Below are 12,463 nucleotides of genomic sequence, written 5' to 3'. Positions count from 1 at the left end.
TGTGAAATATTTAAAAAATTTTATAGTCGGATTTTTAGTAAGTTTCGTGGGTTCGATTCCGCTTGGTTATTTAAATTTTATTGGTTTCGAAATTTATAATAAATCAAATTTCACCCAATTACTATATTACTTATTTGGTGTTGTAATTATTGAAGCAATCGTAATTTCTAGTACTTTTTATTTTGCTAACAAACTACTTTTAAATCCTAAGCTTAAAAAATATATTTCAATATTTTCAATTGTTTTTTTAATTTTTATAGCAATATATTTTTATCCCTCAGAATATAAAAAGATTGAAAACAATAATCATGCAGTAACTTTTTTAATGTATCCGCCTTTTATTATTGGGCTAATATTGAGCTCTTTAAATTTTGCACAAATACCGTTTTGGTTTAGTTGGAATATTTTTTTGGTTAACGAAAATTATATTTCTTCTGATAAAAACATAGGATTTATTTATATTCTAGGAACAATAATAGGAACATTTTTTGGTATGTTACTATTGGTTTTAGGTCTTAAAAAAATCACCAATCAAGGAATTATTTCTGATAATTTTATATCAAATAATATTTGGATTATCTTTTTCGGATTGGCAATTTTTCAATTATTTCAGTTGTTAAAAACCAGAAAATCATAATATAATTTTGTTTTTTAAAGACGTTTTGTACTGCTTTAAGACTTTCGACTTTCGACTTTATGACTTTCGACTATTATATTGTACCTTTGCACCTCAATTTTACAAAAATGAGATTACATAGAAATTTAGTTTACACCACAATAGATTCATTAAACGCAATTTTCAACGAAGGAGAATATGCAGACAAAGTAGTAGCACGTGCCTTAAAAAAAGACAAACGTTGGGGAAGTTCAGACCGTAAGTTTGTTGCCGAAACTATCTACGAAATTGTACGTTGGAAGCGTTTGTATTCAGAAATTGCCGAAGTTAAAGAACCTTTTGATAGAGATAATATCTGGAGAATGTTTGCCTCTTGGGCTGTTATGCGTGGCTATCCAATTCCCGATTGGAGACAATTAGAAGGAACGCCTGAGCGTAAAATAAAAGGACGTTTCGACGAATTATCTAAAACCAGAGCCATCAAAGAATCTATTCCTGATTGGATAGATGAATTGGGTGTAAAAGAACTAGGAGAAAAAGTTTGGGCTACCGAAATTGCTGCCCAAAACCAACCTGCAAAAGTTATACTAAGAACAAATACATTAAACACAACCCGCGAAAAATTGCGTGCTATTTTGATGGATTTGAATATTGATACCGATATATTAAAAGACCAACCAGACGCTTTAGTACTAAAAGAAAGAGCTAATGTATTTTTAACAGACGCTTTCAAACAAGGATTATTCGAAGTTCAAGACGCTAATTCTCAATTAGTAGCTGCTTTTCTTGATGTAAAACCAGGTATGAGAGTTGTTGATACTTGTGCTGGTGCTGGTGGAAAAACCTTGCATTTGGCTTCCTTAATGGAAAACAAAGGACAACTTATCGCAATGGATTTATACGAAAGCAAATTAAAACAATTGAAACTTCGTGCCAAACGTAATGGCGCCTTTAATATCGAATATAAAATTATCGATTCTACAAAAGTTATTAAGAAACTAGCTGAAAAAGCCGATAGAGTTCTTATTGACGCTCCTTGTAGCGGATTGGGTGTTCTAAAACGTAATCCAGATGCAAAATGGAAATTACAACCAGAATTCATCGAAAACATCAAAAAAATACAAGCCGAAGTGCTAGAAAGTTATTCAAGAATTGTAAAACCAGGAGGAAAACTAGTTTACGCCACTTGTTCTATCTTGCCATCTGAAAATCAAGAACAAATAGCAAAATTTTTAACCACCGAAACTGGAAAAAGTTTTACCTTTATTGAAGACAGAAAAATTCTTGCCTCAGAGTCCGGTTTTGATGGGTTTTATATGGCACTTTTAGAAAGAAAAGCTTAACAACAATCATAATTTATTTCAAAAAAAGTTAAATAATCCTTTATTTTTTATTAAAACGCTAATTTATAATTAAAATATAGCGTAGATTTGTGTCCCCAAAACTCAAAAAAATAATATACGTAATTTAATACCATTACTATGAAAAAAATCTACTCACTTATTGCAATTCTTATTGCATCAATAGGCTTTGCGCAAATTCCTGCAGGTTATTACAGCACCGCTACCGGAACTGGTTATACTTTAAAAACACAATTGTACAATATAATTAATGGTCATACAGACTTAGGGTATGGTGGGCTGTGGACAACATATCAAACTTCTGATAGAGATGTCTTTACAGGTACTGGTTATGAAAACGACAATACCATTTATGACATTTATACTGAAAACCCCACAGGGAGTATAGGTGAGTGTAATTACATTTATGCTACTGATCAAGATACTGGTAGTGGTGGCGGTAGTGAATGTGAATTTTACAACAGGGAGCATATTATACCTCAATCCATTTTCAGTCAAGCCTCTCCTATGAGAAATGATGCGCATTTTATACCTCCAGCTGATAAAAGAGTTAACGCAGTCAGAGCAGATTTTCCTCACGGAACTGTTGCTACAACTTCATGGACATCAAACAACGGTGGTAAATTAGGAACAAGTGCAATTTCTGGGTATGTTGGAAATATTTTTGAGCCAAATAGTGCTTTTAAAGGAGACATAGCCCGTATGTATTTTTATTTTGCAACGAGATATGAAAATACAGTATCAGGTTACTCATATGAAATGTTCAATAATACCAGTAATCAAGTTTTCACTCCTGCATTTTTGAATATGTTAATAACATGGCATACCAATGATCCTGTAAGTCAATTTGAAACAACTAGAAATAATGCTATTTATGCTAGACAAAACAACCGAAATCCTTATATAGACCACCCAGAATACGTTTGTTTAATATGGAATGCGGCTTGTGCATTAAGTACTAACTCTTTCGAACTTATTGCTGATATAAATGTTTATCCTAATCCAACAAATGATCAAACAGTAAATATTGAAACTGAAAATGAGTTAGACGAAATTCAGTTAATTAGTGTAAACGGACAAATAATGCAACAAATTTCTAATCCTGTTAGAAATCAAAATAAATACACTTTAGAAAATTTACCTCACGGATTTTATTTCCTAAAATTAAGTTCAGATAATAAATCAATTGTTAAAAAGATTGTTATTAACTAATTAAAAAGCGGCAAATTTGCCGCTTTTTTTATGGCTATTTTTATTGTAATTAATTAAGTATCAATAACGAAATAAGATAACCTTTCGTTAATATTGATTACACATTAGTTCTTTCGTTTATAAATATTTTTGCAGAGTTTTAAATTTTAACCAAAAAATACTAACAAACAATAATTACATGAAAATAAGACTACAATTACTCACATTGATGTTTTCTGCATTTGCCTTTGCCCAAATTCCTACTGGTTATTACAGCACTGCAACAGGAACAGGTTACACCCTAAAAACACAATTATATAACAAGATTAAAGCACATACTGATAAAGGTTATGCAGGACTATGGACAACTTATGCCACTTCAGACAGAGACAATCAATACGAAAATGACAACTCCATCATCGATATTTATTCAGAAAATCCAACAGGGGTAGATCCTTACAAATTTACTTTAAATACAAATCAATGCGGTACTTATAGCGTTGAAGGAAACTGTTATAATAGAGAACATATTGTTCCGCAATCGTCTTTTAATGCTGTAGCTCCTATGGTTTCAGATGCGCACCACATTCCTCCTACTGATGGAAAAGTAAATGGTTTACGTTCTGATTATCCTCACGGAAATGTTGCAACCGCTTCTACAACAACTAGAAATGGAGGCAAATTAGGCACAAGTGCAGTTTCTGGATATACAGGGACTGTTTTTGAACCAATTAATGAGTTTAAAGGAGATATTGCAAGAATGTATTTTTATTTTGCTACTCGTTACGAAAATTCTGTGGCAACTTATTCTTTTGAAATGTTTAACGGAACGAGTAATCAGGTTTTTACCACTGCTTTTTTAAACATGCTTAAAACTTGGCACGCAAATGATCCCGTTAGTGCTAGAGAAATTGCTCGCAACAATGCTATTTATGCGCGTCAAGGAAATAGAAACCCATATATAGATCATCCAGAATATGTGAATATGATTTGGGGAGGTGGTGTACCAGCTTCAGATACTCAAGCGCCAACAGTTCCTGCGAATTTAGTTGCTTCATCAATTACAACAACTTCATTAAGTTTATCTTGGGCTGCATCTACTGATAATGTTAGGGTTACAGGTTATGATGTTTATACGAATGGTGTTTTTAAAACTTCAGTAACTTCGACATCAGCTTCTATAACTGCTCTTACATCTGGAACAGCTTATTCATTTTATGTAAAAGCAAAAGATGCCGCAGGCAATTTATCGGCAAATAGTACAACTATAAATACAACTACAACAGCTCCAACATCTAGCGTTACTGAATTATATTTTTCTGAATATCTAGAAGGTTCCTCTAACAATAAAGCTTTAGAAATTGCAAATGCAACAGGAGCTTCAAAAAGTTTGACAGGTTATGTTATTAAAAAACAAAGCAATGGAGCTGGTGCTTGGAGTACAGGAATAACACTTTCAGGAACAATTTCAAACAACGGAAAATATGTAATTGTAAACAGTTTAATTTCTTCTGCTTGTTATGCGACAACAACTGCAAATTTATCTACCACTTCTACAGATATGACTTTCAACGGAAATGATGCTATTGGATTGTTTAAAAATGGCGTTCTGATTGATGTTATTGGAACTTTCAATGGCGGTACCGCAAATTTCGCAATAGATCAAACTTTAAGGAGAAAAACAACAGCTACTGTTCCAAAAGCAACTTTTAATATAACAACTGATTGGGATGTCTTAGCAATGGACACTTGTACTGGTTTTGGTAACAAAATGGGAAACGCAAGCGAAATAAAAGAAACTACGTTAAGCAGAAACGATTTCAATATTTACCCAAATCCATCAAAAGGAAATTTTAATATCAATTTTAGTGATTCAAACGAAATCTACTCTGTAGAAATCTATTCATTAATAGGTCAAAAAGTATTTGAAAAAGAAAATACAAATTCAACGGTATCTGTTTCTAACCTTCAAAAAGGAATTTATTTAATCAAAGTAGCAAAAGGCAACGAATCGATAACTAAAAAAATGATAATTAACTAAAATAAAGAAGCGACAGAAATGTCGCTTTTTTTTATGCTATAATTTAATTAGAAATCATTAAATTTGCACTTTCAAACAACAACACACAAATACACACACAATGATTCATTTCTTCGGAAACCAAACCAACACGGTTTTTGCAGTTCAGTCGCAAAACGAACTATCTACAGAAGATATCAATAAATTAAACTGGCTTTTTAGTAGCGCACATAAAATAGAAAAATCCGCCTTGTCGGATTTTTTTGTTGGTCCTCGTGCCGCCATGATTACGCCTTGGAGTACAAATGCAGTCGAAATTACTCAAAATATGGGAATTTCAGGAATCATCAGAATCGAAGAATTTGAAAAAATTGCAGCTGATTTTAATGATTTTGACCCGATGCTTTCGCAAAAGTATTCCGAACTAAATCAAGAAATTTATACTATCAATATTCAACCTGAACCTATTTTGGATATTGATGATATTGCAGCTTACAACAAACAGGAAGGTTTAGCATTAAGTCAAGAAGAAGTAGCTTATTTAGATAATTTGGCAACAAAATTAGGACGAAAACTAACCGATTCGGAAGTTTTTGCCTTTTCACAAGCCAATTCTGAACACTGTCGTCATAAAATATTCAACGGAACTTTTGTTATTGATGGTGAAGAAATGCCTACTTCCCTATTCAAATTAATCAAAAAAACATCTTCGGAAAATCCAAACGGGATTGTTTCTGCTTACAAAGACAATGTGGCTTTTGTAAAAGGACCTCGTGTACAACAATTTGCACCAAAAAGTGCTGACAAACCTGATTTTTATGAAATTAAAGAATTTGATTCTGTAATTTCTGTAAAAGCAGAAACACATAATTTCCCAACGACTGTTGAACCTTTTAACGGAGCTGCAACTGGTTCTGGAGGAGAAATTCGTGACCGATTGGCTGGCGGACAAGGTTCGTTACCATTGGCAGGAACTGCTGTTTATATGACATCTTATTCAAGATTAGAGGAAACAAGACCATGGGAAGATGCGATGAACGAAAGACCATGGTTGTACCAAACGCCAATGGATATTTTGATAAAAGCATCTAACGGAGCATCTGATTTTGGTAACAAATTCGGGCAACCTTTAATTACCGGTTCAATATTGACTTTTGAACACGAAGAAGAAGCTCGTAAACTCGGTTTCGACAAAGTAATTATGCAAGCTGGAGGAATTGGATACGGAAAATTAGACCAAGCCATTAAGAAAAAACCGCAAGAAGGTGATAAAATCGTTATTCTTGGTGGAGAAAATTATAGAATCGGAATGGGAGGAGCAGCAGTTTCTTCTGCCGATACAGGTGCTTTTAGTACTGGAATCGAATTAAATGCTATTCAACGTTCTAACCCAGAAATGCAAAAACGTGCTGCCAATGCCATTCGTGGTTTGGTGGAAAGTGATAATAATCCAATTGTTTCTATTCACGATCATGGTGCTGGCGGACATTTAAATTGCCTTTCGGAATTAGTAGAAGAAACAGGAGGTTTGATTGATTTAGATAAATTACCTATTGGAGATCCAACATTATCTGCCAAAGAAATTATTGGTAACGAATCTCAAGAAAGAATGGGATTGGTTATTGGTAAAAAAGATATTGATATTTTACAAAGAATTGCCGACAGAGAACGTTCGCCAATGTACCAAGTTGGTGATGTTACTAACGATCATCGTTTTACTTTTCAATCAAAATCTACTGGTGCAAAACCAATGGATTATGCTTTGGAAGATTTCTTCGGAAGTTCTCCAAAAGTGGTGATGACCGATAAAACAATCGATAGAAAATATTCAGAATTAGACTATTCAACAAAAAATATTACTACCTATTTAGAACAAGTTTTACAATTAGAAGCTGTAGCTTGTAAAGATTGGTTAACCAATAAAGTAGACCGTTGCGTTGGCGGAAAAGTAGCCAAACAACAATGTGCAGGACCATTACAATTACCACTGAATAATTGTGGTGTCATGGCCTTGGATTTTCAAGGAAAAGAAGGAATTGCAACTTCTTTAGGTCATTCGCCAATTGCGTCTTTGATAGATCCTGTTGCAGGAACAAGAACTGCCATTGCAGAAGCATTATCAAATATTGTTTGGGCTCCGATAAAAGATGGTTTAAACGGAATTTCACTTTCGGCAAACTGGATGTGGGCTTGTAAAAACGAAGGTGAAGATGCTCGTTTGTATGCGGCTGTAAAAAGTTGTTCAGACTTTGCTATCGAATTGGGAATCAATATTCCAACAGGAAAAGATTCGCTTTCGATGAAACAAAAATATCCAAATGACGAAGTAATTGCGCCTGGAACGGTTATTATTTCGGCAGCAGGAAACTGTACTAATATTACTAAAGTTGTTGAACCTGTTCTTCAAAGAAACGGCGGAAACATTTACTATATTAATTTATCTCAGGATAATTTTAAATTAGGAGGAAGTTCTTTTGCTCAGGTTTTAAATAAAATTGGTACCGAAATTCCAACGATTACAAATTCAGAATATTTCAAAAAAGCATTCAACATTTTACAAGATTTAATCAAAGAACGTAAAATTAAAGCTGGACACGACATTGGAAGCGGCGGTTTAATCACCACTTTATTAGAAATGTCTTTTGCCGATGTAAATTTAGGAGCTACTTACGATTTAACTTCTTTAGGTGAAAATGATTCGGTTAAAACTTTATTCAACGAAAATATTGCAATAGTTTTCCAAGCTGACGCTTCGATTGAAAATGTTTTTGCTCAAAACAATATCGAAATTTTCAATATTGGAAAAGTAGTCGAAGGAAATAGAATTTCAATAACAAATTTCAATGATAATTTCAATTTCAATATTACTGAATTAAGAGATACTTGGTACAAAACATCATTCCTTTTAGACTCAAAACAATCGAAAAACGGAACAGCTTTAGCACGTTATACCAACTATAAAAACCAACCGCTTACTTATACTTTCCCAAGTCATTTTGACGGAAAAGCACCAGTTATCGACAATTCAAAACCACGTCCGAAAGCAGCAATTATTCGTGAGAAAGGAAGTAATTCTGAACGTGAAATGGCAAATGCAATGTATTTAGCAGGTTTTGATGTAAAAGATGTTCACATGACCGATTTAATTTCTGGTCGTGAAACGTTAGAAGATATTCAGTTTATTGGAGCTGTCGGTGGATTCTCGAATTCTGATGTTTTAGGTTCAGCGAAAGGTTGGGCTGGAGCCTTTTTATACAATGAAAAAGCAAATACAGCATTAAAAAACTTCTTCAAACGAGAAGATACACTTTCTGTTGGAATTTGTAACGGTTGTCAGTTGTTTATGGAATTAGAACTCGTTAATCCAGAGCATAAAGTGCACGGAAAAATGTTGCATAACGAAAGTCACAAACACGAAAGTATTTTTACATCGGTAACCGTGCAAAAAAACAATTCGGTGATGCTTTCTACTTTAGAAGGTGCTACTCTTGGTGTTTGGGTTTCTCACGGAGAAGGTAAATTTAATTTACCAGAAGCAGAAGAAAATTATAACATTGTAGGAAAATATGGTTACGAAAACTATCCAGCTAATCCTAATGGTTCCGATTACAATACAGCTATGATGTGTGACACGACTGGTCGTCATTTAGTGATGATGCCACATATAGAACGTTCTACTTTTCCTTGGAATTGGGCTAATTATCCAACCAACAAAAAAGACGAAGTTTCTCCTTGGCATGAAGCCTTTGTAAATGCAAAAAAATGGATTGATAAAATCTAAATATTCAAAATATTTTTAAACAAAAAACTCATAATTACTTATGAGTTTTTTGTTGTTTTATTAAAAAATTATTTCGAAGAATCTCTGGCCAATCTCTTCAAAATGGCCCATTGTTTTAGTGCATCTCTGGCTTCGACAGCGGGATAACCTAAAACTACTTTTCCTGCAGGAACATCAGCGGCAACGCCAGAACCCGCACCAACCATGGCGCCATCACCTAATGTTAAATGGTCTTTTATCGAAGCGCTTCCTCCAATAATAACTCCGTTTCCTAAAGTTACAGAACCTGCTAAACCGGAGTTACCCGCCATAATACAAAATTTCCCTAATTTACTATTATGACCTATTTGAACTAAGTTATCTATTTTGCAACCATCTCCTAAAATCGTCGAACTAAATTTTCCTCTATCGACTGAAGAATTGGCTCCAATTTCTACATTATTCCCAATAATAACATTTCCAATTTGTGGGATTTTAACCAATCCTTTTTCCGGATCTGGACGAAAACCAAAACCATCCGCACCAATAGTTGCATTTGGATGAAGGATACAATCGCTTCCTATATGACATCTTTCTCTAATAACTGTTCCTGACCAAATAATGGTGTTGTTCCCAATCGTACATTCATCAAGAATGGTCACATTAGGATAAATAGTCACATTTTTTCCAATTTTTACATCTGGACCAACATAACTTCCTGCTCCAATTTTTGTTCCTTCTCCAATAATTGCGGTTTCATCGATAATTGATGTTGGGTGAATTGCTGTTCTAAAAACAGGCGTTGGTGGCGCAAAAAGGGCTAAGACTTGCGACATCGCCAAATCGGCATTTTTTACTTTTATAAAAACTCTGTTTTCTCCAGGTTCAATAGAAATATCTTCATTTACAATTGCTGCACAAGCTTTTGATGCTTCCCAAAATTTTTCATATTTTTTATGACCAATGAATGAAATCTCTGTTTCTTTGGCTAATTCCAGTTGTTCTGGAGCTGTAATATTATGTGTTGTATTTCCTGAGATTTCACCTTTTAGGATTTCGTTTATTTCTAATATTGAATAGGTTTTCATATAGTTTGGTTGGATTTTGATTGATTTATAAAAATGAAGCTATAACTTCATTTCTTTTAATTTTTCCAGTTTCGGTTTCAGCGAAATGAGGAATGAATTTTATTTGTTTTGGTTTTTCATATTTATCTAAATCATCAAAAAGGGAAGATTCAATTTCGTATGGATTTCCTTCGATAAAAAGTATTAATTGTTCGCCTAATTTTTCGTCAGGAATTCCTGAAACAAAAAATCTATTGGCAATTTTTTCTGAAAGCTTTGCTTCTATTTGTTCTGGAAATAATTTTATTCCACCACTATTTATAACATTATCTTGTCTTCCCAACCATATAAATTGATTGTTAGAAACTAATTCGATAACATCATTTGTAATTATATTTTTTGCATTCAAATTTGGAGCAGAAATAACCAAACAATCCCTATCATCTTGCGAAATTGAAACATTTGGTAAGGTTGTAAATGCCTTCTCTCCTACTCTTTTGGCCGCAATATGCGTAACGGTTTCGGTCATGCTGTAAGTTTCGAAAGCGTTACATTTAGATTGAATTAGTTTTTTTTCTAAACCAAAATTTATTTTTGCACCACCAATAATCAATGTCTTTATTTGATGTAATTGTGTTAACGAATTTTCGACTTGTAATGGAACCATAGCTACAAAATCATATTGATTTTCGTTCCGATTCATTGGTGCAGAAGTTGGATCAACAGAATCTAAATCTAAACCCAAAATAAAAGCACGAACAAACATCATTTTCCCTGCAATATATTTTACAGACAAACAATTTAGGGCTTTATCACCTGATTTTAGCTCGAAAAAATCACCCGTTGCTACTGCCGAATTGACCATAGCTTGTTTTTCGACTCGAATTATTTTTGGTGTTCCTGTTGTTCCGGAAGTCTTAATTTCTAGATAAGATTTATCATCAAACCAATCGAGAATAAAGGAACCTAGTGGTTTTTCGTGTTCCGTCCCTTCTTTTATATAACTAAAAGCCACACGACAAAGATCATCTTTGGTAAAATGAAAACCATTTAGTTTAAACTTATTATGAACATTTTTGTAGGTTGGTTTAGTCATTTTCTACGTTTACCAATTCTGGAATTGCTATTATTTTTCCAGTTAATTTTTGTTTCCAATTGGTCCAATTGTATTTTTTTGCCAAAATAAATAAGATGATTGGATACGTAATAACTATAGAAATTATCATTTCAGTTAGCATATCATTTGGGTTTTGAACGCCAGAATATTTAAAAACTGCATCGGTTTGCAATGCTGAAAAATCGGAAGTTATTAATGTCGCTGCGATTAAATTATTTCCTAAATGAAATCCTAATGACAGTTCTAATCCTTCGTCCATAAGTGTCATAATTCCCAATAAAAAACCTGTTCCGATATAAAATGTCATCACACCAAATCCCATTTCGGCAACTTCAGGATTTGCGCTATGAAACAATCCGAATAAAACGGAAGTAAGAACCAACGGAAACCATCTGTTTTTAACAACTATTCCTACTTGTTGCATTAAAAAACCTCTAAATAAATATTCTTCTAAGCCAATTTGAAATGGTAATAATAAGCAGCTGAGAACAAATAATATGGAGAAATTTATAGGATTAAAATTCCATTTTATATTAGAACTATCCATTTGATAAGAAACAACAAAACTGGCTAAAGAAATAAAAACGATTAAACCAAACGAGAATAAAATCCTTTTATAATCAACTTTTTTTCTAGATGTTGTTAAGGACAAAATACTCCTTTCATGAAGAAAATATACCAACAAAAACAAAATTCCTAACAAAAAGACAAAAGGCAATAAGTTAATAAAAAGCGATAAATTTTTTGGGAGTTGCTTCATCAAATCATAAGTTTTTGCCATATCTTCTTTAGATACAATTAAAAACATAATAAAATTCATAATAAAAATGCCCATTGTTATGGCAGCGGTTATTAGCACTCTCCACCAAGTATTATTTCCTTTGTAAGCTTGTTCTATAAACATGTATTATTTAATTGTTAGATTTGTATTTCTTAATTAATATTCCAAATATAGCTAAAAATATGATTACCATTTACCATAATTCCCGTTGTTCTAAATCTAGAGAAGGTGTTTGTTTTTTAGAAAACACAAAAGAAGATTTTCAAGTTGTCAATTATCTTGAAAACATCCCTACCAAAGATGAGCTGAAAGAATTACTCCGAAAATTAAATATTTCTCCAATAGACTTGGTTCGAAAAAAAGAAAGCATCTGGATATCAGATTATAAAAACAAAAATCTGTCTGATGACGAAATCATTCAAGCGATGATTGACAATCCGAAACTCATAGAAAGACCCATTATTGTAAATGGAGATAAAGCCGTAATTGCAAGACCAACGGAGAGAATTAACGAAATACTTTAATTAACAATACTTTGGCAGAAATAAAT

9 protein-coding genes are annotated in these 12,463 nt (G+C 33.0%); 6 read left to right on the top strand and 3 right to left on the bottom strand.

The annotated features are described in order from the left end of the window. Position 1: 1 nt before the first annotated feature. From BM053_RS10795 to purL, 5 genes are all read left to right on the top strand, one after another. Positions 2 to 637, top strand: a complete 636-nt coding sequence (locus BM053_RS10795; RefSeq protein ID WP_091477304.1) for a hypothetical protein — start codon at positions 2 to 4, stop codon at positions 635 to 637. A gap of 107 nt (positions 638 to 744) precedes the next feature. Next, on the top strand, positions 745 to 1,959 hold the full coding sequence (locus BM053_RS10790; protein ID WP_091477679.1) for an RsmB/NOP family class I SAM-dependent RNA methyltransferase: 1,215 nt from the start codon (positions 745 to 747) through the stop codon (positions 1,957 to 1,959). A gap of 138 nt (positions 1,960 to 2,097) precedes the next feature. After that, the gene (locus tag BM053_RS10785) at positions 2,098 to 3,189 is read left to right on the top strand and encodes an endonuclease (protein ID WP_091477302.1); all 1,092 of its coding nucleotides are present in this window, start codon (positions 2,098 to 2,100) and stop codon (positions 3,187 to 3,189) included. 178 nt (positions 3,190 to 3,367) lie between these two features. Beyond that, positions 3,368 to 5,209 carry an endonuclease gene (locus BM053_RS10780; protein WP_244148522.1) on the top strand — a complete coding sequence of 614 codons (1,842 nt, stop codon included), beginning with the start codon at positions 3,368 to 3,370 and terminating at the stop codon, positions 5,207 to 5,209. A 100-nt stretch (positions 5,210 to 5,309) separates the two neighbouring features. Beyond that, positions 5,310 to 8,969, top strand: a complete 3,660-nt coding sequence (gene purL / locus BM053_RS10775; protein WP_091477298.1) for a phosphoribosylformylglycinamidine synthase — start codon at positions 5,310 to 5,312, stop codon at positions 8,967 to 8,969. Between the two features lie 68 nt (positions 8,970 to 9,037). Here the strand turns inward: purL and lpxD are convergent, their stop codons facing one another. The 3 genes from lpxD to BM053_RS10760 are packed head-to-tail and all read right to left on the bottom strand — an operon-like array spanning position 9,038 to position 12,036. Beyond that, positions 9,038 to 10,036 carry a UDP-3-O-(3-hydroxymyristoyl)glucosamine N-acyltransferase gene (gene lpxD / locus BM053_RS10770; RefSeq protein WP_091477296.1) on the bottom strand — a complete coding sequence of 333 codons (999 nt, stop codon included), beginning with the start codon at positions 10,034 to 10,036 and terminating at the stop codon, positions 9,038 to 9,040. A 25-nt stretch (positions 10,037 to 10,061) separates the two neighbouring features. After that, a complete protein-coding gene (locus tag BM053_RS10765) occupies positions 10,062 to 11,111 on the bottom strand; it encodes an AMP-binding protein (RefSeq protein WP_091477294.1) in 1,050 nt (349 codons plus the stop codon). Then, complete coding sequence (locus BM053_RS10760; RefSeq protein ID WP_091477292.1) at positions 11,104 to 12,036, bottom strand: CPBP family intramembrane glutamic endopeptidase; 933 nt, start codon at positions 12,034 to 12,036, stop codon at positions 11,104 to 11,106. Before BM053_RS10760 ends, BM053_RS10765 begins: the two co-directional genes overlap by 8 nt. A 59-nt stretch (positions 12,037 to 12,095) precedes the next feature. Between BM053_RS10760 and arsC the strand changes: the two genes are divergently transcribed. Then, entirely contained in the window at positions 12,096 to 12,437 is a 342-nt protein-coding gene (gene arsC, locus BM053_RS10755; protein ID WP_091477677.1) for an arsenate reductase (glutaredoxin), read from the top strand. The last annotated feature ends 26 nt before the right edge of the window (positions 12,438 to 12,463 follow it).

Source organism: Flavobacterium swingsii, assembly GCF_900111965.1.
GTDB classification, from domain to species: domain Bacteria; phylum Bacteroidota; class Bacteroidia; order Flavobacteriales; family Flavobacteriaceae; genus Flavobacterium; species Flavobacterium swingsii.
The sequence above is the reverse complement of the archived record's forward strand: the minus strand, read 5'-3'. Positions and strand labels throughout refer to the sequence as shown.

Coding starts and splice junctions, on each gene's coding strand:
- BM053_RS10785 (WP_091477302.1), top strand. CDS start 2,098: ATGAAAAAAATCTACTCACTTATTGCAATTCTTATTGCATCAATAGGC.
- arsC (WP_091477677.1), top strand. CDS start 12,096: ATGATTACCATTTACCATAATTCCCGTTGTTCTAAATCTAGAGAAGGT.
- BM053_RS10765 (WP_091477294.1), bottom strand. CDS start 11,111: ATGACTAAACCAACCTACAAAAATGTTCATAATAAGTTTAAACTAAAT.
- BM053_RS10780 (WP_244148522.1), top strand. CDS start 3,368: ATGAAAATAAGACTACAATTACTCACATTGATGTTTTCTGCATTTGCC.
- BM053_RS10790 (WP_091477679.1), top strand. CDS start 745: ATGAGATTACATAGAAATTTAGTTTACACCACAATAGATTCATTAAAC.
- purL (WP_091477298.1), top strand. CDS start 5,310: ATGATTCATTTCTTCGGAAACCAAACCAACACGGTTTTTGCAGTTCAG.
- BM053_RS10760 (WP_091477292.1), bottom strand. CDS start 12,036: ATGTTTATAGAACAAGCTTACAAAGGAAATAATACTTGGTGGAGAGTG.
- lpxD (WP_091477296.1), bottom strand. CDS start 10,036: ATGAAAACCTATTCAATATTAGAAATAAACGAAATCCTAAAAGGTGAA.